The following is a 23,761-nucleotide window of genomic DNA, read 5'->3' on the forward strand; positions in this document are numbered from 1 at the left end:
TAGTATCGCCTGTCTTTATGGGAATAGACAGACGTTTCCTGACAAAGTCACTCGCTTGCGTGAATCAGCGGTAGCCAAGACCCGTCACTTGCTTATGCAACTTGGCATTTTCATCACTCAGGTGGCGCACCAAATAATCCAGACTGCGCACCACAAACTCCAACAAATTGGTAGCAATATACGGCTCTGCAATACGCAAACGGTTATACATTTGGCGGTTAATTTCCAGCAAACGTACCCCACTACGTCGCGCCTTCAAGCGAACAGTGCGGGGCTGTCGATCAAAAAATGACATTTCACCCACTAAACCACCCGGCTCAACCTGCCCTACTTCAAACTCACGCTCGCCCTCTACATGCAACAACTTAACCGCGCCACCAATGACTAAATAAAAACGATCACTTATTTCACCAATATCAGCCACAACCTCCTGAGAACCTAACTCACGAAGGCGCGTGAACGCTACAAACTTGGCAATTTCACCATCCGTCAAAGCCGCGCAAAACTCTGGGCAAGTGTCTTTCACCTGCTCTAATAACTGAAGATTTACGTTATCCATCATACCCACCCTTAAAAATACCCTAAATTATCACCATTATACGCGCTGAAATAAGCGTTGTCGGCAAGTGCTATAGTATAATGGCGCATTTCACAATAAACGCGGAGCACCCCCATGAGTATTAGCAATGAAGCCGTCGCCAAAATGGTTCAGGATCACATCCCAGACGCACAAGTCACCATCAGCGGTGATGGCTACAAATACGAAGCCGATGTCATCAGCGAAGCCTTTGCAGGTTTAAATACCCTGAAACGTCACCAACTGGTTTACGCCGCCGTCAACGATGCCATTACGGCGGGTCAGCTTCACGCCCTGACGATCCGCGCCAAAACACCGGCGGAAACCGCCTGATGGATGACAAAACCCGTGCTCACCACCCCGTACTGCAACCCATCAGCGATCAGGAACTCGCGCGTGAAAGCTGGAAAATCTTCCAAATCATGGGCGAATTTGTTGACGGTTTTGAACGTCTTGCTCATCTGAGACCTTCGGTGAGTATTTTCGGTTCCGCCCGCACCCCACCCGATGACCCGCTATACCAACTGACCGAAACCATTGCCCACAAACTTTCCGACGCGGGTTTTGCCGTCGTCAGTGGCGGTGGCCCCGGCTTAATGGAAGCCGCCAATAAAGGTGGGCAACAAGGCAAATCACCCAGTATTGGCCTCAATATCCAATTACCGCACGAACAGCACTCCAACCAGTATCAGGATATTTCACTCTATTTCCGGCATTTTTTCTCCCGGAAAGTCATGTTTGTGAAATACGCATCAGCCTACGTGGTCATGCCCGGAGGCTTCGGCACATTGGATGAACTCGCCGAAATTCTCACCTTGGTACAGACCAGCAAAACCCGTAAAATTCCTATCGTACTGGTACACTCACCCTTCTGGGAGGGATTGGTGGGATGGTTCAGGCAAACACTGGTAAAACAAGGTACAATCTCTGCCCAAGACTTGGATCTTTTTGTCGTCTTAGACGATGCAGATGCCATTGTTGATCACATTTTTGCCTACTACGAACGCGCTGTATCGGGGCCATCTGCGGAAGAACGCGCCAAATTCATGGAGTTATAACAATGACAAAACAACTTTTACTGGCACTAAGTCTAATCACACTGTTTGCCTCACCTCTTCATGCTGAGGAAGCCGCTGCTGATGCCGACACGGATGCGGCGAGCAAACTCAAAGTCGAAACCATCCGCATAGAAGATAGTTTCGGCACGATTGAAGAGGAACGCGTGCAAGCCATGCGCAGCGAAATCCGCTACGTCCCGACTGGCAGTACAGACGGCTATAATCTAGTCGATTCTGTTACCTCACAAGGCAAAAGCCAGAATGCCCATCAAAACCAGAACATGATGATTCCAAGCTGGAAGCTATTCTCCTGGTAATAACCAAAGCGAGCCTATGTCAGTTTATACCCCCGTCAGTGTCACCGAGCTGGAACATTTTCTACTGGAATACCCGCTCGGTACGCTGAAGGCGTACACCGGCATTAGCGCGGGCGTCGAAAACAGCAATTTTTTCGTCACCACCACCACCGGCGAATACGTGCTCACTTTGTTTGAGCACCATACCCCGGTGGAACTGGCTTACTTCCTCACGCTGACACAGCATTGGGCTGAAGCGGGAATTCCCGTCGCCCGCCCGCTTGCCAACCATCAAGGGCACTTGCTCAGCCAGTTAAACAGCAAACCTGCTGCATTGGTGATGCGTTTGCCCGGCCAACACATCGAGCACCCAACGCCTCAACAATGTGCTGAACTGGGTACAATGCTCGCACGAATGCATCTCAGCGGCAAAGACTTCCCACAACAACGCCCCCCAGATCGCGGGCATGAATGGCGGTTACACACAGCGGCCGCACTACTCCCCCGGCTGGATACTGACAACGCCACCCTCTTAGAAGCCGAGATTGCTTACCAGCAAACCATTCCCTTTCAGCAACTGCCTGCTGGGGTTATTCATGCTGACTTGTTCCGCGATAACGCCATGTTCCAGCAAGGCACCTTGAGCGGTGTCATCGACCTGTATTTTGCCTGCACCGACAGTTGGCTCTACGATCTGGCCATTGTCGTGAATGACTGGTGCTGCAACTCCGACGGCTCACTGGATATTCCCCGGTCACAAGCCTGCCTCAAGGCTTATCAGGCCGTGAGACCTTGGCAACCACTGGAACACCAGTACTGGCAAGCCACGTTACGAGCGGCCGCCTTGCGTTTCTGGCTCTCACGGCTAGATGCCCAACTCAACCCTCGTCACGGAGACATGATCTTGCAAAAAGACCCCCACGAATTCCGCGACAAACTGCTGCACCGAATTGGGCAGGAAACCATCACACTCGATGCCCGCCGCTTGCTCTGCCCCATGCCCGTCATCCGCGTGCAACAAGCGGTGGAAAATCTACCGGCTGGCATCACCGTCACCGCCATTTGCACTGACCCCGGCGCATTACACGACATTCCCGCCTGGGCACGCATTCACGGTCATACTGTTGTGGAAACCCGCAGCGAAGGCCGCGAACACATCATCGTACTGCAAACAGGACAGCCATAATGGGCGGACATCACCACCATACCCACCACGTCGAAGCACTACCAGAGACTGTCCACGTCAGCCGTGAAGAACGCCAGTCAGCTACCCGGAGAGTTACACTAGTAGGTGCTGTACTTAACACTGTCTTATCAATAGCACAAATTGTAGGTGGCTTTCTCACCCAGTCACAGGCATTGATTGCCGATGGTTTCCACACCCTATCCGATTTAGTCAGTGACTTTGTGGTGTTGTTCGCCTCAAATTTGGCGCATCAGGAAGCTGATGACAACCATCCGTATGGGCATGGGCGTATCGAAACGCTGGCGACCGTTATTCTGGGGCTCATGCTAGCAGGTGTCGCCGTTGCCATTTTCATACAAGCTTGGGGGCGAATGTTTTCTGACATTGCCTTGCCAATACCTCAACCCATTGCTCTTGCCTTTGCCGCCACCGCCATCATTGGCAAAGAAGCGCTATACCATTACACCATGCGCACCGCCAAACGCATCCACTCACCGATGCTTAAAGCCAATGCATGGCATCACCGTTCAGACGCCATTTCTTCGGTCATCGTATTACTAGGCATTGCAGGGGCACAATTCGGTTACCCGTGGCTTGACCCTATCGCCGCCATGGTCGTCGCGGCCATGATCCTTTACATGGCAGGCCAACTGATCATGGAAAGCACCAGCGAACTGGTAGATACCGGCCTAGCACCGGAAGAAGTGCAAGAAATACACGACTTCATCGCAAATATTGAGGGTGTGGAAAACGTCCATCTATTGCGTACCCGCCGCATGGGTGGCCACGTGTTGGCAGATGCGCACTTACAGGTCAACGGCAGAATCAGCGTATCCGAAGGTCATTTCATCAGCGATCAAGTCATGCACCGTTTGCGTAAACGCTTCCCCGATATCAAGGATGTCATTATTCACATCGACCCCGAGGATGATGAAACAAGCCACCCTTGCCAGAACCTGCCCACCCGTAAAGAATTGCTGGCACAACTCCAAGCACTGCCTTCTACTGCCGCACTATGGCCAGACATCGCTGATGTCACTTTGCATTACAATGATGGCAAGATCCAACTCGAATTAATATTGAAAGAAACATCTAGCCCTGAAGCCATTCAAGCGTTCCGACAAGCTTGCAGCAACATCACCTGTATCAAGCAAGTCAAGATTTTCACAAAGTTGGTGCATTAACACTAACGCTCGCACTATTTTAGTGAATTCAAGAAAACACCTGCCAGCCTACCTCCCCAATAAAGGGATGTGGGCAGGGAATTTATGAAATGGCACAAAGTTTGCATCAAATATCATCATTTCTGATTTACTGTATAGAACGAGGTTAATCGATGAGCAGCAATCTAGCGCGTACCCAAGCAATCCATACCATCAGTCAACGTTCCCCGATGGATCTTGGCAAGACCGATCCGCTGAGCAAGATTTGGGCATGTGATGTCTTCAACCTGGCACGCATGGAAGAAACACTTTCCAAGAATGCCTTCAAGGCCATGAAGAAAACCTTCCAAACAGGTGCACCTCTCGACCCTGCAACGGCTGATGTCGTCGCTGCTGCGATGAAAGAATGGGCCATGTCCAAAGGTGCCAAGTTCTTCTCACACATTTTCTACCCGATGACCAATGCCACCGCTGAAAAGCATGACGGCTTCATCCTCACCAGCCCGGAAGGCAATGCCATCACTGACTTCAGTGGCAGCCTGCTGATCAAGGGCGAACCGGATGGCTCCTCTTTCCCTAACGGCAGCCTGCGCATGACCAATGCCGCACGTGGCTACACCGCATGGGATCCAACCAGCCCTGCGTACATCATGCACACCGCCAACGGCGCAACCCTGATGATCCCTTGCGTGTTCCTGTCATGGACAGGCGAAGCACTCGACAAGAAAATCCCGCTGCTGCGCTCTAATGCTGCCATGAACACCGCTGCCCAACGCGTCCTGAAGCTGATGGGTGAAACTGATGTTGCCACCCTGAACTCAAGCTGCGGTGCAGAACAGGAATACTTCCTGATCGACGAAGCCTTCGCTACCGCCCGCCCAGACATCCTGCTGGCAGGCCGCACCCTGTTTGGTGCAGCACCGGCTAAAGGTCAACAATTTGATGACCATTACTTCGGCGCTATCCCTGAGCGCGTGCAAGTCTTCATGCAAGACCTCGAAGACAAGCTCTACCGCCTCGGCATCCCTGCCAAAACGCACCACAACGAAGTAGCACCGGGTCAGTTTGAAATTGCCCCTTACTTTGAATCTGCCAACGTGGCTGCCGATCACCAGCAATTGCTGATGACCCTGATGAAAATCACCGCCAAAGCCCACGGCTTCCTGTGCATGTTGCATGAAAAGCCATTCGCGGGCGTCAACGGTTCTGGCAAACACGTCAACTGGTCAGTCGGCAATGCTACCCAAGGCAACCTGCTCGACCCTGGCCATACCCCTGAAGAAAACCTGCACTTCCTGGCGTTCTGCGGCGCAGTTATCCGGGGCGTACACCAGTTTGGGCCTTTGCTGCGTGCAGTTATCGCCTCTGCATCCAACGACCACCGTCTGGGTGCGAATGAAGCACCTCCGGCGATCCTGTCGGTTTATCTGGGCAGCCAACTTGAACAAGTCTTCCAAGACATCAAAGACGGCAAGCTCCTCAAAACCAAACAAGGCGGACAAATGGATCTGGGTCTGTCCCAAATCCTGAAATTTGACCGTGACCCCGGCGACCGTAACCGTACATCACCCTTCGCGTTCACCGGCAACCGTTTTGAGTTCCGCGCAGTTGGCTCTTCACAGTCTGTCTCTGGCCCACTAATCGCCATGAACACCATGCTGGCTGATTCCCTGAACTGGATTGCTGACAAGCTAGAAGCCGAATTAAAAGACGGCAAAGACGTTGCAACCGCAACACTGGCTGTACTGAAAGTCGTGATGGAACAGCATGGCAATGCAGTCTTCGGCGGCGACGGCTATTCATCCGAGTGGCACAAAGCGGCTGTCGAAGAGCGTGGCCTGAAAAACCTGCCAACCTCTGCTGACGCACTGCCAGAGCTATTAAGCCCTGAAGTGGCTGGCTTGTTTGAACGGACTGGTGTACTAAGCCCCGTTGAACTGGAAAGCCGCTTTGAAGTCTACGCCGAGCAATACATCAACAGCATTGATGTAGAAGCCAAGCTGATGATCAATATGTCTACCACCATGATCTACCCAGCGGCAGTTACCTACTTGTCAGAACTGGCAGCAACTGCTGGCAACCTACAAGAACTGGGCATCACGCTGGACAACGCTGTTGCACAAGGTGTTGCTACTGAAGCGAATGCACTGATGGTTACTGTTGGTAAACTGAGTGAAGCGCGTGCCAAACATGACTTCGCTAGTGTACAAGATCACATGCACTTCCTCGCAGGCACCGTTCGCGGCCTAATGGATGAAGTGCGTGCACATGCAGACACACTGGAAACCCTGATTGCTGACGAAATCTGGCCACTGCCTAAATACAGCGAAATGCTGTTCATCAAGTAAAGTAAGACTTGCTGAGTCGAGGGCGTGATTTATCACGCCCTTTTTTTTGCCCGTTGTTTACAAGAACCCCTTAGTCTGCGTAACATCTCCGGTCATCAGAAAAAGACCATTCCATCAATTCATCAGGAGACACATCATGTCTGCACAAGACGTTCTCAACATGATCAAAGACAACGACGCCAAATACGTCGATTTCCGTTTCACTGACACCCGTGGTAAAGAACATCACGTCACTGTCCCTGCTTACACAGTGGAAGAAGACACCTTCACTGAAGGCAAGATGTTTGATGGCTCCTCCATCGCTGGCTGGAAAGGCATCAACGAATCCGACATGATCCTGATGCCAGACCCTTCCACTGCCTTTGTTGACCCGTTCTTTCAAGACGTTACGGTCAACATTTCTTGCGGCATCGTTGACCCGACCACGATGGAAGGCTATGAGCGCGACCCACGTTCCATTGCACAACGTGCAGAAGCCTACCTACAATCCACCGGTATTGCTGACACGGCCTTCTTCGGCCCTGAACCTGAATTCTTCATCTTTGATGACGTGCGCTGGGGTTCAGACATGAGCGGCTCTTTCGTCAAGATCGACTCGCAAGAAGCAGGCTGGAACTCTGAAAAAGTCTACCCTGACGGCAATATGGGGCATCGTCCAACCACAAAAGGTGGCTACTTCCCCGTACCACCAGTTGACTCCTTCCAAGACATCCGTTCCACCATGTGTAACATTCTGGAAGAAGTCGGCGTTCCGGTTGAAGTGCATCACCACGAAGTCGCCACAGCAGGCCAGTGCGAAATCGGCACACGCTTTGCGACCCTGACGACCCGTGCTGACTGGGTACAACGCCAGAAATACGTTATCCACAACGTAGCGCATCAATACGGCAAAACCGTCACCTTCATGCCTAAGCCTATCGTCGGTGACAACGGCTCCGGGATGCACGTCCACATGTCGTTGGCGAAAGATGGCGTCAACACCTTCGCAGGCGACGGCTACGCAGGCTTGTCTGAAACCGCTCTGTACTACATTGGCGGTGTTATCAAGCACGCCAAAGCCCTGAACGCGATCACCAACCCTGGCACCAACTCTTACAAGCGTTTGGTTCCGGGCTTTGAAGCACCGGTCATGCTGGCATACTCTGCACGTAACCGTTCCGCCTCCATCCGCATTCCATTCGTATCCAGCCCAAAAGGCCGCCGTATCGAAGTGCGCTTCCCTGACCCGTCAGCTAACCCTTATCTGGCCTTCGCTGCCCTGATGATGGCTGGTTTGGACGGTATCAAGAACAAGATTCACCCCGGTGAAGCGATGGACAAAGACCTGTACGACCTGCCACCCGAAGAAGACAAGCTTATCCCACGGGTTTGCCACTCTCTGGATATGGCGCTGGACGCACTGGACAAAGACCGTGAGTTCCTGACTGCCGGTGGTGTCTTCACCAACGACATGATTGATGCTTACATCGACCTGAAAATGGAAGAAGTCACCCGCTTCCGCATGACCACTCACCCGGTCGAGTTCGATATGTACTACTCGCTCTAATCGCTCGCGCAGATTAGCAGCATCAACAGAAACGCCCCATCAAAGGGGCGTTTTTGTGATACCTGCACACACTATTTCAAGCATTGCTCATAAGACACGCGAGTCAGCTTACCGACAATCTCAACCGCCGCCAGCTCCACCAAGGAACGCACCGCTTGCGCCTGTCCCTCATTACGATTCAGGTTTATATCGAAATAGATACCGAACTTGTTAATACTAGCATCTGCATCCAACGAATCACCGCGCTGAAAAATAGCGACTGAATTTTTAGAAGAAACACCCGGCACGACACTCATATCGGCCGTCTTCACCACATTCAAATCCAATGCGACAACGCTTAACGAAGAGCCTCGTGCCGCGCCAAAACCACCATCACTACGCGCAAATAAGCCAACGCTCGCATCGGCACTCACCACTCCCTTATCAAATTGACTAATCGATCCTTGAATATCATATAAGGGAACAGCTTCATACACTTTATTATTATTCGCCGCCTTCAAGAATGAAATAAGATTACCCGAATCCTTTCCATATAGAATGAGTTTAATACCATGACTTTTAAACGTCATTTCGGAAACAGCAGAAATTAGCATATCCCTCACACCCATTTTAATGGCTTCCGTTTTATCTTCAACATCCTCAACCATCACAGGAATATCCCTAATATTGTTTGACAACATTAAGTCATCCATACAGCGCAATGAATCTGAAAAACCAGTCACACTTTTATAAGGCGCTCCACTTGGACCTTTCTTTATTTCCTCAAACTCACTTTCCAACTTTGAATTAAGATTGACGCAACCACTTAAAACCAAACAAATCATTACACCTAACGTGAATATTTTTGATTTTTTCATAATAGGCTTTTTCACTCCAGAATTTTTTATTTTTGAGTAATAGGAGACCACCTCCCCAGCCTAAAGGGAAAGATCATTATTGCAATGTGGCAATATTAACTATCGACAGTTATTAGACTGTATAATATCACCTTGCACAAATACCGTAATATCATTTGGTACACCTGTCGTACTATCCAACACAACATTACCAACATTGAGACTACAACCGGAAGAACCTAAGTCGCCTATCGCGAATAGATCCGTATCGGTGCCTGAACTTCTATAATCTACTTGATAAGCTCTTAATTTTGCTCGGTTCTTGGCAAATTTTGACGACATATTCATCATGGAAGGGGGAGCACTACTGTCAGGTAGCGCTGAGACTTGATTGACTAGCAAAGTTAACACCGAAAACAATGCAAGCTGTATGGGGAAATATTTCATGGCACATCCCTCTTTGATCACGAACCATATTTTCATATAACAATAATATAAAAATGTCCCTGTCTTTCAACAGGGACACAACATTTAAATGTTATTTAGCTTTGGTTGTATCACAATCACAAATGGTTGCAATAGTGGCTGATTGAGTGCCGTTTTGTCCTTTTTGCTTTTGATAGATTTTTGAATTATGGACATAGATTTTTGCCCGCCCATCGAATTGATCATTAACATGTGAAATGACCGCACGTTGTGTCAAATCAGTACCATCTTGTGCTTGGTAAATCTCAACATCATGCACCAGCATATCAATATCAACTTCAGTCGCAAAAGCGGAAGCGCTGGCAAAAACTAACATAGCGGAAAGTGCTGCAATCCTTTTCATAACTTAAATACTCCTAATATTTCACTTATCGACACTCATCCCTCGCTGGGGACTAAATAAGCATAAGTCATATCTTGTAATATTCAAGCAACAATTGTCTTTTTTTTAACACAAATTTTAAATGACAATTTGCTATTTTTTTATATGGAAAATTATAAAATAAATAGACAGAATGCAATCTTATATTTTCTAGATTTAACTACCACTCAATAGCAGATATGGTATATTTTTTACACATAGCACTGCAATTTTTAATAAATTATGTCTATGTGAATTTCATGCACAATAAATCATCATTCTTTGCATCCTAACGCCATGGCTGGCGAACCGAACAGGCGCACCAGCACACAGGATTGACAGTACAACGAATAGCAGAAATCAGCGGCTGATATCAACCAAAACACGTCCGCGTACCTTGCCCTCAAGCAACTCACCCGCCACCTGCATGGCCTCAGTCAGACCAATCTCATGGCTAAGCATTTCCAACTTAGTGGCGTCTAAATCACGCGCCAACCGCTGCCATGCTTCAAGTCGCTCAACCCGTGGACACATAACACTATCGATACCCGCCAAGGTCACGCCGCGTAGGATAAAGGGAGCAACAGAACTGGGGAAATCCATACCCCCAGCAAGCCCACAAGCAGCCACTACACCACGGTATTTCATCGTAGAACACACATTGGCTAGAGTATGACTGCCGACCACATCAATAGCACCAGCCCAGCGTTCTTTAGCAATCGGTTTTGCAGGAGAACTAAATTCGGCTCGATCCAGCACCTCAGATGCACCTAAGCTCTTGATATAATCGGCCTCCTCTGGACGCCCGCTCACGCCAACCACCGTATAACCCAACTTCGTTAGCAATGACACGGCTACACTTCCCACGCCTCCGGCCGCACCCGTCACCAAAATGTCGCCCTTCTCTGGTGTAACGCCATGACGCTCCAGCGCCATAACACACAGCATCGCCGTAAAGCCCGCCGTACCAATCGCCATCGCCTGTGTCGGGCTGAAAGCACTAGGCAATGGCACTAACCACTCCCCCTTGAGACGAGCCTTTTCGGCAAGGCCACCGGGGTGTACTTCGCCGACACCCCAGCCTGTATGCACAACCGTATCGCCAACCTTGTACGCGGCATTGTCACTGTGCTCAACCGTACCGACCAGATCAATACCTGGAATCATCGGAAAGCGTCGCACCACTGGCCCTTTACCTGTAATTGCCAAGGCATCCTTGTAGTTAAGCGTGGAATAGGCCACACGAATGGTCACATCACCGTCGTACAGCACCGCCTCATCGATTTCCTTAAGCTCTGCGCGATAACCGGCATCATCTTTCTCAATCAATATACCTTTGAACATAGTGTGGATCTCCCAATAATAGACCGATCGTCTATAGATCGGCAAAAAACTACCGGCTCAAACCGGCGAAAAATGCTTCAGAAAAAATATCGAGCGGTTTGGCGTTAAGTTCCAGCTTGGCACGCAACACAGCTCCCTCCCAACCAATCCAGAAAAATGTGGCCAAAGCCGCACAATCAGACATTTGGTTTATTGTCCCCTCAGCACGTGCAACCTCCAGACAACGCGCTAAACGCGATTCCCAGTCACCAAACACACCGATCAATTGCTCTCGGTAGGCATCAGGTAGAGCGGACATTTCTTGACCTAGATTACCAATAACACAACCCCGCCGAAATCCATGCCGCTGCATACCTGAACGCGCATCAGCAATGAAATTAGCAATACGCTCCAACGCGGGGAATGACTCATCCAAGAAGTAACAGTCTAACTTCCGAGAAAAATAACGGGCGTAGGTTTCAATAACATCGGCACCAAACGCTTCTTTACTATTGAAGTAATGATAAAAAGACCCTTTAGGCACACCGACACGCCGCAGAATTTCATCGATACCGGTGGCTGTAAAACCCTTTTCTGTTAACACCTCAACGCCAGCACGCAATAAGGCTGTTCTCGTTTCATGCTGCCCCCCAATTTGTTTTGGAGGACGTCCAGGGCGTTTTTTTTGTGGGATAATAGTATTCATGAGCACAATACTAGACCGATCGTCTAATTAACTCAAGTTTAAATTAAGCATTTTCATGAACTTTATCAACTTTATGCCAGATAAGAACTTGCGAGGCAAAACCAAATACACCATTATAACAATAACTTAAATGATTAATTTATTTGCAATGGAGTTGCCCATGACACCTGTTAATTTCTGCGGGATCAATTTTGATTGCCTTGAACATCAACAAGTTTTCAAAGAAGAAAATAAAACTCGATTTGTCGTCACTGTAAACGCTGAATTTATTGTTAAATCCAGTCACAACCAAAAGCTTCTCAACATTATTAATACCAATCATGCGACCTTTGACGGCCAAATACCGTACCTGTTTGCAAGGTTGCTCAACCGACAAAAGCACTTCAATAAAATCAGCGGATCTGACTTGATTTACGAGGCCTGTGAATACGCACAACAACACCAGAAAAGTTTGTTTCTACTAGGGGGTAATAGTGAATCCAATGCTGTAGCTGTTGAAAACATCAAACAACGGTATGGTATACGTGTAGAAGGATATTCCCCACCTTATGAAGATTACCCTTTCACACCAGAAAATGATCGAATTACGCTTGAGAAAATCCAGGAATTCAAGCCAGATTTTTTATTTGTTGGCTTTGGTGCCATCAAACAAGAATACTGGATCAATGATCATTTAAACTTTTTAAATCAACAACAGGTCACACTTGCCGTAGGGTGTGGTGGTACATTCGACTTCGTATCAGGACAAGCCACACGCGCACCACGTTTCGTCCAAAAAGCGGGTTTCGAAGGCGTTTGGCGCTTCATAACAGAACCCCGCCTCTTTCGATTCAAGCGTTTACTCGAAAGTTTCCATTTTTTCAACGTACTGTATAATCACCATATTGCTATAGGTAGGAAACAGTTTCTTTGAAATTTCCCTGGACACAACACCACAAAACCTCTCATTACCGTAAACTTTTCATCACTTTACTTGTTTTACTCATCCTACTGCTCATTCTCAGCATCTGGCACACGAATAGCCGTCGCTCAACGGAAGCACATCAATACAATGCCCACCCCTGGGTAACAGGCTACCTGCCCGCCTATCACCACAATGGGCGGGAAATTTCCTTTATGGATGAAGCCGATTACGCCATGCTAACCCACATCACCCACGCTTCCGCCACCCCCAGCGCGGATGGCTCGCTGGATGTGAATACCAACAGCTACCAACCCGACAGCCGCCGCCTTGCGGTAAAACTTGCCCACGAACACCAACGCCCTATTCTATTGGTGATTACCGGGCAACACGAACAGTTCAGCCTCGCCATCAGCCCGCGTGTGCAACAAACCTTCATCCGCAATATCCTGCAAATGCTGGATGCGGACGGCTATGACGGCGTAGACATCGACATGGAACCCGTCACGCTGGATGAAAACCAAGATAACCCCGACTTCACCGCGTTTATCACCGAGCTGCACAAAGCTTTGCAAACCCGCACCAGCGCCTTGCTGGGACGCCCTCCGCTGTTGACCACGGCCATTAGCAGCCGCGACCGCTACATCATGGCGTCCCTCGCCGACAAATTCGACCAGATCAACCTGATGAGCTACGACATGGCACAACCCTATGAAGGCTGGATTCCGTGGTTCGACAGCCCCCTACACAATGGTGGCTTGATCTTTCCCGGTTACAGCCACCAAGTGCCCTCAATCGACAATTGGGTAAACGATTTTCTGACAGCAGGCGTACCGCGCCGCAAACTGGGCATCGGCATCAGCTTTGACGTGGCTTGTTGGCAAGGCGGCGAAACTGCCAGTGGGCAAGGCGTCACCCGCCCGCGCGAATCCTGGCTCAAGCCCCCGCAGTATTTCAAACGCAGCTTTGCCGACATGCACCACCAAAACCTCATCCCCGCCGATTACCAATGGGATGATGTGGCACAAATGGCGTGGTTCAGTGTCGATGTGGCTGATCCGGCACAAGACATGTTCTGCAACTTCAATGATGCCCGCGCCATTCAAGCCAAGATCGACTTTGCCCGCCAGCAAGGGCTAGGTGGCGTCATCATTTGGGAACTCGCACTCGACCAGCGCAACGACCAACCCGCCGGTCAACGTCGCCCGCTACGTCAGGCACTGGAAAATGCCCTGCAACATTAAAGCGTGAGGACTGCAACTAATGTGACAATTTAATGACAAACTGGTTATTCTTCATCAATCTTTTTTCTGCTTGGAATAATCATGTTGTCATTCAGGCGCAGCCTCATCCCTCTCCTGATTACCGTGCCAGCCACCCTGTGCATGGTGTACATACTGTTTGCCGACAGAGGCAATGCAGGAGCGTGGGGTTTCGCTTATAACCGCCTGTATATCATCCTCACTTGGGCATTGTTATTCAGTGGCGTGCTGTTGCTATCACGCCGCCCCTGGTCTGCGGCTGGTATTGTCTCGGTGATACTCGGCGGGTTATGGATCGGGGCGGGAATAAAATACCAGTATCTCGGCTCACAACTGCTTGCCCCTGATTTAGTGATTGCCGCCCTGAGCGCCGAAACCTTGCTGGAAATGGGCTTGCTGCCCACCTTGCTGGTCAGCGGCTACTTGCTGTTATTGATAGTCAGTTTCTGGCTCGAACCGCCCACCACCGCCTTGGGGCGCAAGCATTTTGCCCTAGGCTTGGCCAGCAGTGCCGTGCTGTTCAGCGCCCTGAACCTGCCGATTTTTTACGTCGACCTGCAATGGACGGCGCAGTACAAACAAACCTTACCGATTCTGGTGCAAAGTATCTGGCGCACTCAACTGGCAGAACCCACGCAACCGCATGAAACCAGCTATTGCTGCTTCAAAGCCGACCAACAAGCCGAAACCTTTACCGAAGCTCCAGACAAAAAGCCCAATATCATTGTGATTCTGGAAGAATCCACTTTCCAGCCGGAACAAGTGCTGGGCTTCAAACCACAAGGTGAATTCTTTCAGGATGCCTACCCGCTGAAGGTGTATACCGCTGGCGGCTCAACGTGGGTACAGGAAATCGCTTTTCTGCACGGCGTTGCCCCACCGCTGTACGGCAATGGCTGGAAGTCGATCAACCTGTTCGCCCCCGGACGGCTGGATGGCAGAATTGCCCAACAACTGGCACAACAAGGCTACAAAACCAAAACCATTTACCCGATTGCCGGGCGCTTTTATGGCGGGCAACGCTTCCATGAACAACTTGGCATTCAGGACTTCATTGACTGCAAGGCCATGCCGGAATGCAATAAACGCCGCTGGAACAAGCTGCCCGATGAAATCTTTTTCGATGAAGCCCTCAAACAGCTCAAGCTCAACGACAAACCCCTGTTTACGTTCATCGCCACCATGCGCCAGCACTCCCCGCATGACAAGGACATAACGCCGGATGCCCGCCGCTGCAAACCGGGTTTATCCGCCAAGCAATGCTCCATCATGCTGGACTACAACGAACGCCTGAAACTCTCGGTCACAGCCTATGAGAACTTCCTTGCGCAACTCAAAAAGTTGCCGGAACGCACCATTGTCGTGGCGTTTGGTGACCATATCCCCGGCGATGTCGCGGCACATTTCCAGGAAAGCGATTTCTACAAGCAAGACCGCTTCCGCACCTATTTCAATGCATGGGATTCAGCAAAGGGTTACGTCACCCGCAAAATGCTCGATGGCATGGCCTTTGAAACCGTCGACATCGCTATGCTGGATGCGCTGACCTTGCGTTATGCCGGGTTTGAAAGCCGTTACCTGACTGACAAACTGGTACACATGCAAGCCTGTTCCGGGGCTTTTTGTGGTTTTGAAGACGCTGTACCCAAAAATCAGGCCATGCTTAAACGTCCTCAACCTCCAACTCCTTGAGTTTACGGGTCAGGGTATTACGCCCCCAACCCAACAAATCGGCGGCTTCAATTTTGCGCCCGCCGGTTTTTTTCAGCGCAGCTTGCAGCAGGATACGCTCGAAAATCGGGTTGAGTTCGGTCAACAGGTTGGTAGCACCTTTGTTGAGCTTGTAATCGGCAAACTGTGCCAGCGCTTTTTCCCAGTTGTCTGGCACTTCGGTTTTAGCCGGGTCGCTGTCCAGCAATTCGGCGGGCAAATCATCCATAACGACTTCACGCCCGGACGCCATCACCGTCAGCCAACGGCAGGTGTTTTCCAATTGGCGCACATTCCCCGCCCACGGCAAGGTCTGCAAATGTTCGGTCACTCGACCGGAGAGGGATTTAACTTCCACCTGCAACTCTTCCGCTGCACGGTGCAGGAAGTGGTTAAGCAGCAAGGGAATGTCTTCACGACGTTCGCGTAACGGCGGGTTGTGAATGCGGATGACATTCAAGCGATGGAACAAGTCTTCCCGGAATTGCCCCTTATGCACCAGCTCTTCCAGATGCTGGTGGGTAGCAGCAATGATGCGCACATCCACCTTCACCGGGGTATGCCCGCCAACACGGTAGAACGTGCCTTCTGCCAATACCCGTAGTAAGCGGGTTTGCAATTCCGCTGGCATGTCGCCGATTTCATCCAGAAACAGTGCGCCGCCATCCGCTTGCTCGAAACGTCCCTTACGTTGTGCATACGCCCCCGTGAATGCACCTTTTTCGTGCCCGAACAATTCGGACTCCAATAATTCACGTGGGATAGCGGCGGTATTCAACGCAATAAAAGGCTTGGTGGAACGCGGGCTGTGGGTATGCAAGGCTTTGGCGACCAATTCCTTGCCCGTGCCGGACTCGCCGGTAATCAGCGCGGTAATGCTGGATTTGGAGAGTCGCCCAATGGCGCGAAACACTTCCTGCATCGCCGGGGCATGACCGATCATATCGCGCCCTCCCAGCAACTCCACCACCGGGTCGGCTGGCTTTTCACCTTCACGCTCACGGCGCATTTTGCAGGCACGGCGCACCAGTTCCAACGCTTCGTTGACATCAAAAGGCTTGGGCAAGTATTCAAAAGCGCCGCCCTGATAGGCCGACACCGCACTTTCCAGATCGGAATGAGCGGTCATGATAATCACGGGAATAGTTGGGTGTTCGCGTTGCATCCGCTCCAGTAAAATCAGGCCATCCGTACCCGGCATTCGGATATCGGTGATCAGCGCATCTGGCTGTTCACTACGCAAGGCAGCAATCACCTGATCCGCCGTCTCGAAACTGCGGGTAGTGATGTCTGCCTTTTGCAAAGTACGCTCTAACACCCAGCGGATTGAGCGATCATCATCGGCTACCCAGACATTTTCAGTGTGCGACATGGTCATCCTCCAGCGGAATCAGAATAGAAAAACAGGTGCGCCCAGCAACGGACTCACAATGGATCAAGCCGTGATGGCGGCGCACCAAGCGTTGGGCAATCGCCAAACCCAAGCCGCTACCTTCGGGATGACCGCTGACCATCGGCAGGAAAAGCTTATCCTGCAAATGTTCTGGCACACCCGGTCCGTTATCACAGATTTCGACTTTCAAAACATGGCGGTAACGAATTTGTTGAATCGTGCACTGCCGCAACACACGAGTACGTAACTCAATCAGACCAGCCCCGTCCAACGCACGGGTAGCATTGTTGACGATATTCAAGACCACCTGCACCAACTGGTTACGATCACCCTGAAACTCTGGCAGACTAGGGTCGTAATCCCGCACAAATCGCACGCTCGCAGGCACTTCAGCACTGACTAGATGCCTCACATGCTCCAGTACCTCATGAATATTGACACTCTCTGTCAAAGGTAAGCGGCTCGGCCCTAACATGCCATCCACTAGATGCTTCAGACGGTCTGCTTCAGAAATAATAATCTGCGTGTATTCCTTGAGTTCCGGGTCATCCAGTTCACTTTCCAGCAATTGCGCCGCCCCTCGCAAGCCTCCCAAGGGATTTTTGATTTCATGGGCAATGCCACGTACCAGCTCATGTACTGCCTGTTGCTGATGAATCACCTGCTCTTCACGCACGATGCGCAATTTGCGATCAACACGATGAACTTCCAGTAGCAAGTGGTTTTGCCAATCACTCAGGGCAAGCGGACTGATCACGCAATCAATGGTTATTTGTTCACCATGCGCTACTTCAATCACGCATTCACGGAGAGATTGTGGGTCACTCAAGCTTAAAGCCAAGCCTAAATGTTCCAGCACTTCGTGGCTACGTAATAACAATGCTACAGGTATGCCCACCGCCCGTTGCTGGCTTTGCCCAAACAGCATCTCAGCCGCTTGATTCATATAAACAACGTGCAAGCCTGCATCCAGCACCACAATGGAGCCAGTCAGGGTGTCCAACAAATCACTTTTATTCACGTTTACCTTATTCATAACCAAAGCATTGCAAATTTAATGCCATTAATTTTTATTGATATTTTTCAATACGATAAGAAACATGCACCACAACACGTCCTCAGTCACCAACTATTTAGCACCATCATGGTGCATCCGTCCAATAGCATGAAATGCTGTCACCCATCTCCCTATTAGGGATAAATACAACACCTATAGGGTATGTGGCACACTCACATAATGCTATACGGTCACACACCGTAAAAATCAAGATTGTCGACAATCCAAAAGTTAATAGGCCTAAAACCTGCCGCTAACCCCTTTAAACACCACCTAAGAATCTACAAAATGTTAGGCAATCCATAAAATTCACGATACTGGCAATTTACATTCTGTTTACATTCAGGCTAAACTCATCGCGTTTGTACAACAACGGAGGAGTCTTAATTATGTTGGATAAATCTGCGAAGGCATATTGGGCAGCGAATGTTCGCTTGCTCACTATATGTCTTGCTATCTGGTTCATTGTGTCGTTTGGTTTTGGTATTTTGTTGTTAGATCAACTGAATACTATCCACCTCGGCGGTTATAAACTTGGCTTCTGGTTCGCCCAGCAGGGTTCCATCTATGTCTTCATTGGTTTGATCACGTTCTATGCATGGCGCATGGGTCAGATTGACCGTGAATTTGACGTTCACGAATAAGGGAGAGACACATGACTGAACTTCAAATCTGGACTTATGTAATTGTCGGCGCGAGTTTCATACTGTACTTCGCCATTGCTTGGTGGGCACGCGCTGGCTCTACCAGTGACTTCTACGTAGCGGGTGGCGGCATCGGCCCTATCCAAAACGGTATGGCCACAGCAGCTGACTGGATGTCAGCAGCATCCTTCATCTCCATGGCGGGTATCATCGCCTTCAAAGGTTACGATGCTTCTGCTTACCTGATGGGTTGGACAGGTGGTTACGTACTGATGGCGATGCTGTTAGCACCTTACCTGCGTAAATTCGGTAAATTTACCGTTCCTGAGTTCGTGGGTGATCGCTACTACTCCAAAACTGCGCGTGTCGTAGCAGTTGTTTGTTTGATCGTTATTTCCCTGACTTATGTAATCGGTCAGATGAAAGGCGTCGGCGTTACCTTCTCGCGTTTCCTCGGCGTTAGCATGGAAATGGGTCTGGTTGTTGGTATGATCATCGTCTTCTTCTATGCTGCCTTCGGCGGTATGAAAGGGATCACCTACACACAGATCGCGCAATACGTTGTATTGATCTTGGCTTACACCGTTCCAGCCGTCTTTATCTCCTTCAACTTGACTGGCAACCCTATCCCACAATTGGGCTTAGGTTCTACGATGGCTGACGGCAGTGGCATGTACATGCTCGACAAACTGGATCAGGTAGTCACGGATCTTGGCTTCAAAGCGTACAGTATCCAAAACGACACAACGATCAACATTTTCATGTTAACCATGACGCTGATGATTGGTACTGCGGGTCTGCCACACGTTATCATCCGTTTCTTCACGGTTGCTACTGTAAAAGACGCACGTTCTTCTGCTGGTTGGGCATTGGTTTTCATCGCACTGCTATACACCACCGCTCCAGCGGTTGGCGCAATGGCTCGCTTGAACTTGATGCAAACCGTTCAAACTGGTGAAGTTGGCTCGGCTGACGGTAACTTGGCATTCGACGCACGTCCAAAATGGATGGCAAACTGGGAAAAAACCGGCTTGATCTCCTTTGAAGACAAAAACGGCGATGGCAAAATCCAGTACTACAACGACGGTGGATTAAGCAAAGCACAAGCTGACTTGGGCGCTGCTGAAAAAGCGTTGAAAGAAGCACAGGACAAAGCTGGTAATACAACCGCAGCGCAAGCTGAAGTTGATAAAGCCAAGACCGCCGCTGATGCAGCCATGACTAAATACATGAGCGACGAGAAAACCAAAAAGTTTGCTGATTTTGGTTGGAAAGGTAACGAAGTCACCAAGGTCGACAACGACATTATGGTACTGGCTAACCCTGAAATCGCTAAACTGCCTAACTGGGTTATCGCGCTGGTTGCGGCCGGTGGTATCGCAGCGGCACTGTCTACAGCAGCTGGCCTGTTGTTGGCAATCGCCTCTTCCGTTTCTCATGACTTGTTGAAAGGTATCATGATGCCTAACATTTCTGAGAAAAACGAACTGATGGCTTCTCGTGTTGCCATTACTATCGCGATCATTCTCGCAGGCTACATGGGTATGAACCCACCGGGCTTTGCGGCTGAAGTCGTGGCCTTGGCGTTTGGTTTGGCGGCATCCTCCATCTTCCCTGTGTTGATGATGGGTATCTTCTCCAAGCGCATGAACACTCAAGGTGCTATCGCAGGTATGTTGGCTGGTATCGGCTTAACACTGCTGTACATCTTCTGGTTCAAAGGCTGGTTCTTCATCAAGGGCACTGAAATGGCACCAAACAAACCAGAAAACTGGTTCCTGGGCATTTCTCCTGAAGCGTTTGGTACTGTGGGTGCGATGGCTAACTTCGCTGTTGCCTTCATCGTGGCCAAGTTCACACCAGAACCACCAGAGCATATTCAACATTTGGTTGAAGATGTACGTATCCCGCGCGGTGCGGGTGGTGCAATCGCTCACTAAACCGAATCTCCACTCGGTAAAAAAGGCTCCCTCGGGAGCCTTTTTTTATGGGCGTTAGTGGAAGATTTTCTTAAATCAACGTGGCATTAATCCACAAATGTGCCCAGATACTCACGACATACCCCAATGCGACCGCCCACGTCCATTTGAGGTGTGAGCCAAAGGTATAGATACCACGGGCTTGCCCCATCAGAGCCACCCCAGCGGCTGAACCAATGGAAAGCAAAGAACCACCCACGCCTGCTGTCAATGTCACCAACAACCATTGCCCATATGACATGTCTGGATTCATGGTAATCACCGCAAACATCACCGGAATATTATCCACAATGGCAGACAAAATACCGACCATCACATTAGCCCAGGTTGCGCCCATATCGGTATAAAGCAATTCTGACACCATGGCCAAATACCCAAACGCGCCCAAACCACCCACACACAGAATAACGCCATAGAAAAACATCAACGTATCCCATTCGGCACGCTGTAATTGATTGAAAATATCAAACCGACCCACACTACCATCTGCGGTATCATTACTGGGGTCATTATCAAACATTTTCAGGTACCAACCGTAGAACTTCAACACACCCAACCCCGTCATCATCCCCAGCACTGGTGGCAAATGCAGGGAATTGTGGAAAACAACCGCCATTGCAATGGTCGCAACAAACAAGCCCAGTACCACAAAGCCGCCTTGTTTGACCCTGATCACTTGACTAATCGCAGCAGGCTTACCCTTCTCAATAAAAAACGACATGATCAAAGCAGGCACTAACCAATTCAGTAGTGAAGGAATAAATAATGCAAAGAATCCCGTAAACTCTACCAAGCCCGCCTGCCAAACCATCAACGTTGTAATATCGCCAAACGGACTCCATGCCCCGCCCGCATTAGCCGCCACCACAATATTGACGCACCCCATTGCCACAAACTGGGGTCTATCTGAAGCCACCGCCACTAACACTGCCGCCATCAACAATGCTGTTGTCAAATTATCAGCGACAGGAGAAATAAAGAAAGCCAAGACACCGGTGATCCAGAAAATCCCGTACAACGAAAAGCCCCGCGACACCAACCAGGAACGCAGCGCTGCAAACATATTGCGTTCATCCAGCGTATTGATGAAGGTCATCGCCGCCAACAAGAACAGCATCAGCTTGCCGTATTCCAGCAAATTGTGGTCGAGAATCGCCTCCACCTTATCGATCTGCCCAATCTCCATATAGGCAATAGCAACCAGCACCCAAATAATCCCGGCTGCGACCATCACGGGTTTGGACTTACGCAAATGGATATGTTCTTCGCCAATTACCAAGGCATAGGCAAATATAAACAAGATCAAGGCCGTCAAACCCAGCCCAGTACCGGTCAGATGCGCGACATCTCCTCCCCCTTCACTCGCCAAGCTGATTACAGGAAACAGGCATGTGACTAGCCCAATCAGACTAACACGCCAAGTGTTGCTTAAGTTTTTCATCATAAAGGATTTTTCATTACTAAAAACAGACAAATAGTAACATTTTTAGCCTCATTTCGCACCATAATCCCGCCTAATCCAGCCCGATGTGTTAACCTACACAGACATACGACGTGAGGAAAAAGGAGAGTAAATGAACACCATCAAATCCAACCTAACACTTCAAGTGATCATCGCCATGCTGGCAGGTATTACTGTTGGCTTATTGCTCAATATCAGCGGCCTCAACAGCACGGGCAGCTTTGTTAATGAATACATCGTCAATGGCCTGTTTCAGGGTATCGGCAAATTATTCATCAATGCCCTTAAAATGTTGGTAGTACCCTTGGTATTATTCTCATTGATCTGCGGCGTGTGCGGCATCGGCAATCTTTCGATCTTAGGAAGGGTTGGCATGAAATCCTTTCTACTTTACATCCTGACCACTGCCATCGCAGTCGCCACAGCCATACTGTTTGCCACGACTACCGGTATCGGGCAAGGGATGCAAGCCAGCGCAACAGCCAGCTTCAGCGCCAAAGAAGCCCCAGCGTTGATCGACGTACTCACCAATATCATCCCCACCAACCCGATCGCCGCAATGGCCAACGGTGAAATGCTGCAAGTCATTTTCTTTGCCATCCTGCTGGGTATCAGCATCCTGATGGTCGGCAGAAAAGCCAAAAGCCTGATTGAAGGCGCTGAGCTTGCCAACGAAGTCATGATGAAAATGGTCTCGATTGTCATGGCTGCCGCCCCCTACGCCGTCTTCGCACTGATAGCCAAGGCCATGGCGGAACTCGGTTTTGATTTACTGAGCGTACTGGCAGGTTATGTACTGGTCTTGATCGCCGCCTTGATGTTCCACCTGTTTGGCACGCTGATGGTGTTATTGAAACTGCTTTCCGGCCTCAGCCCGATGCGTTTCATCCGTAAAATGCGCAATGTGCAGGTATTTGCCTTTAGTACCTCCAGCTCCAACGCCACCATCCCCGTCACGATACGCACCGTAACGGAACGCCTAGGGGTGAATAATTCTGTCGCCTCATTCACCGTGCCATTTGGCGCCACCATCAATATGGACGGCACAGCCATCATGCAAGGCGTTGCCACCGTTTTCATTGCCAATGTCTACGCCGTGCATCTGGGTCTGACGGATTATCTAGTGGTCATTGCCATGGCAGTCTTGGCCTCCATTGGTACAGCGGGCGTGCCGGGCGTAGGTTTGATCATGCTATCCATGGTATTCGTACAAGTTGGCTTGCCGGTGGAAGGCATCGGCCTGATCCTCGGGGTTGACCGTTTGCTGGACATGATCCGCACCGCCGTGAATGTTTCCGGCGACTCTGTGGTATCAGTAATCGTCGCCAAAAGCGAAGGAAAACTCAATGAAACCATTTACAATGACCCAATGGCGGGTGTGACTTCCGATACAATCAAGCTGGATCAGGCGGTAGAAAATGAAATGGCAAATGTCATAGAGACCCTACACTCCCGTCAATAACGAAA

22 protein-coding genes are annotated in these 23,761 nt (G+C 49.9%); 13 read left to right on the forward strand and 9 right to left on the reverse strand.

The window, feature by feature from the left end:
* Nucleotides 1-64: 64 nt before the first annotated feature.
* Nucleotides 65-562, reverse strand: a complete 498-nt coding sequence (locus tag Q394_RS0105525) for a Crp/Fnr family transcriptional regulator (protein ID WP_245606737.1) — start codon at nt 560-562, stop codon at nt 65-67.
* A 111-nt stretch (nt 563-673) separates the two neighbouring features.
* Here Q394_RS0105525 and Q394_RS0105530 point away from each other — a divergent pair, with 111 nt between their 5' ends.
* The 7 genes from Q394_RS0105530 (at nt 674) to glnA (ending at nt 8,174) form a co-directional block, all read left to right on the forward strand.
* Nucleotides 674-910, forward strand: coding sequence for a BolA family protein (locus Q394_RS0105530; RefSeq protein ID WP_028488395.1), 237 nt, complete (start codon nt 674-676; stop codon nt 908-910).
* Entirely contained in the window at nt 910-1,635 is a 726-nt protein-coding gene (locus Q394_RS0105535; protein ID WP_028488396.1) for an LOG family protein, read from the forward strand. The genes Q394_RS0105530 and Q394_RS0105535 overlap by 1 nt, the downstream gene beginning before the upstream one ends.
* Before the next feature lie 2 nt (nt 1,636-1,637).
* Nucleotides 1,638-1,952, forward strand: a complete 315-nt coding sequence (locus Q394_RS0105540; RefSeq protein ID WP_028488397.1) for a hypothetical protein — start codon at nt 1,638-1,640, stop codon at nt 1,950-1,952.
* Nucleotides 1,953-1,968: 16 nt separating this feature from the next.
* The gene (locus tag Q394_RS19260; RefSeq protein WP_169735881.1) at nt 1,969-3,117 is read left to right on the forward strand and encodes a homoserine kinase; all 1,149 of its coding nucleotides are present in this window, start codon (nt 1,969-1,971) and stop codon (nt 3,115-3,117) included.
* The gene (locus Q394_RS0105550; RefSeq protein ID WP_028488398.1) at nt 3,117-4,301 is read left to right on the forward strand and encodes a cation diffusion facilitator family transporter; all 1,185 of its coding nucleotides are present in this window, start codon (nt 3,117-3,119) and stop codon (nt 4,299-4,301) included. Before Q394_RS19260 ends, Q394_RS0105550 begins: the two co-directional genes overlap by 1 nt.
* 152 nt (nt 4,302-4,453) lie before the next feature.
* Nucleotides 4,454-6,628, forward strand: a complete 2,175-nt coding sequence (locus Q394_RS0105555) for a glutamine synthetase III family protein (RefSeq protein WP_028488399.1) — start codon at nt 4,454-4,456, stop codon at nt 6,626-6,628.
* Nucleotides 6,629-6,764: 136 nt separating this feature from the next.
* Nucleotides 6,765-8,174: a glutamate--ammonia ligase gene (gene glnA / locus Q394_RS0105560; RefSeq protein ID WP_028488400.1), complete on the forward strand. Its 1,410-nt coding sequence runs from the start codon at nt 6,765-6,767 to the stop codon at nt 8,172-8,174.
* A gap of 71 nt (nt 8,175-8,245) precedes the next feature.
* On the opposite strand, the gene Q394_RS0105565 is transcribed toward glnA, so the two are convergent.
* The 5 genes from Q394_RS0105565 to acuR form a co-directional block, all read right to left on the reverse strand.
* Nucleotides 8,246-9,031, reverse strand: a complete 786-nt coding sequence (locus Q394_RS0105565; protein ID WP_084260361.1) for a hypothetical protein — start codon at nt 9,029-9,031, stop codon at nt 8,246-8,248.
* A gap of 99 nt (nt 9,032-9,130) precedes the next feature.
* A complete protein-coding gene (locus Q394_RS22300; RefSeq protein WP_156946745.1) occupies nt 9,131-9,457 on the reverse strand; it encodes a hypothetical protein in 327 nt (108 codons plus the stop codon).
* A 91-nt stretch (nt 9,458-9,548) separates the two neighbouring features.
* On the reverse strand, nt 9,549-9,839 hold the full coding sequence (locus Q394_RS0105570; RefSeq protein WP_028488402.1) for a hypothetical protein: 291 nt from the start codon (nt 9,837-9,839) through the stop codon (nt 9,549-9,551).
* A 378-nt stretch (nt 9,840-10,217) separates the two neighbouring features.
* Nucleotides 10,218-11,201 carry an acrylyl-CoA reductase (NADPH) gene (gene acuI, locus Q394_RS0105575; RefSeq protein WP_028488403.1) on the reverse strand — a complete coding sequence of 328 codons (984 nt, stop codon included), beginning with the start codon at nt 11,199-11,201 and terminating at the stop codon, nt 10,218-10,220.
* Between the two features lie 49 nt (nt 11,202-11,250).
* Nucleotides 11,251-11,886 carry an acrylate utilization transcriptional regulator AcuR gene (acuR, locus tag Q394_RS0105580; RefSeq protein WP_028488404.1) on the reverse strand — a complete coding sequence of 212 codons (636 nt, stop codon included), beginning with the start codon at nt 11,884-11,886 and terminating at the stop codon, nt 11,251-11,253.
* 160 nt (nt 11,887-12,046) lie between these two features.
* Here acuR and Q394_RS21325 point away from each other — a divergent pair, with 160 nt between their 5' ends.
* The 3 genes from Q394_RS21325 to Q394_RS0105595 all read left to right on the forward strand — a co-directional run bounded on the left by Q394_RS21325 (nt 12,047) and on the right by Q394_RS0105595 (nt 15,741).
* On the forward strand, nt 12,047-12,799 hold the full coding sequence (locus Q394_RS21325; protein ID WP_051542867.1) for a WecB/TagA/CpsF family glycosyltransferase: 753 nt from the start codon (nt 12,047-12,049) through the stop codon (nt 12,797-12,799).
* Nucleotides 12,796-14,031, forward strand: a complete 1,236-nt coding sequence (locus Q394_RS0105590; RefSeq protein ID WP_028488405.1) for a glycosyl hydrolase family 18 protein — start codon at nt 12,796-12,798, stop codon at nt 14,029-14,031. The genes Q394_RS21325 and Q394_RS0105590 overlap by 4 nt, the downstream gene beginning before the upstream one ends.
* An 81-nt stretch (nt 14,032-14,112) precedes the next feature.
* A complete protein-coding gene (locus Q394_RS0105595; protein ID WP_028488406.1) occupies nt 14,113-15,741 on the forward strand; it encodes a sulfatase-like hydrolase/transferase in 1,629 nt (542 codons plus the stop codon).
* Here the strand turns inward: Q394_RS0105595 and ntrC are convergent.
* Both ntrC and glnL read right to left on the reverse strand, forming a co-directional pair.
* Nucleotides 15,713-17,131: a nitrogen regulation protein NR(I) gene (gene ntrC, locus Q394_RS0105600; RefSeq protein WP_028488407.1), complete on the reverse strand. Its 1,419-nt coding sequence runs from the start codon at nt 17,129-17,131 to the stop codon at nt 15,713-15,715. The genes Q394_RS0105595 and ntrC overlap by 29 nt on opposite strands.
* A complete protein-coding gene (gene glnL, locus Q394_RS0105605; protein ID WP_028488408.1) occupies nt 17,118-18,188 on the reverse strand; it encodes a nitrogen regulation protein NR(II) in 1,071 nt (356 codons plus the stop codon). The genes ntrC and glnL overlap by 14 nt, the downstream gene beginning before the upstream one ends.
* Before the next feature lie 410 nt (nt 18,189-18,598).
* Here glnL and Q394_RS0105610 point away from each other — a divergent pair, with 410 nt between their 5' ends.
* Both Q394_RS0105610 and Q394_RS0105615 read left to right on the forward strand, forming a co-directional pair.
* Complete coding sequence (locus Q394_RS0105610; RefSeq protein WP_028488409.1) at nt 18,599-18,853, forward strand: DUF4212 domain-containing protein; 255 nt, start codon at nt 18,599-18,601, stop codon at nt 18,851-18,853.
* An 11-nt stretch (nt 18,854-18,864) separates the two neighbouring features.
* Entirely contained in the window at nt 18,865-20,793 is a 1,929-nt protein-coding gene (locus tag Q394_RS0105615; RefSeq protein ID WP_028488410.1) for a sodium:solute symporter family protein, read from the forward strand.
* Nucleotides 20,794-20,863: 70 nt separating this feature from the next.
* Here Q394_RS0105615 and nhaD read toward each other — a convergent pair whose 3' ends face one another.
* Nucleotides 20,864-22,273, reverse strand: coding sequence for a sodium:proton antiporter NhaD (nhaD, locus tag Q394_RS0105620; protein WP_028488411.1), 1,410 nt, complete (start codon nt 22,271-22,273; stop codon nt 20,864-20,866).
* Nucleotides 22,274-22,406: 133 nt separating this feature from the next.
* Between nhaD and Q394_RS0105625 the strand changes: the two genes are divergently transcribed.
* Nucleotides 22,407-23,756: a dicarboxylate/amino acid:cation symporter gene (locus tag Q394_RS0105625; protein ID WP_028488412.1), complete on the forward strand. Its 1,350-nt coding sequence runs from the start codon at nt 22,407-22,409 to the stop codon at nt 23,754-23,756.
* The last annotated feature ends 5 nt before the right edge of the window (nt 23,757-23,761 follow it).

This window comes from Thiothrix lacustris DSM 21227 (assembly GCF_000621325.1).
Classification (GTDB): Bacteria; Pseudomonadota; Gammaproteobacteria; order Thiotrichales; family Thiotrichaceae; genus Thiothrix; species Thiothrix lacustris.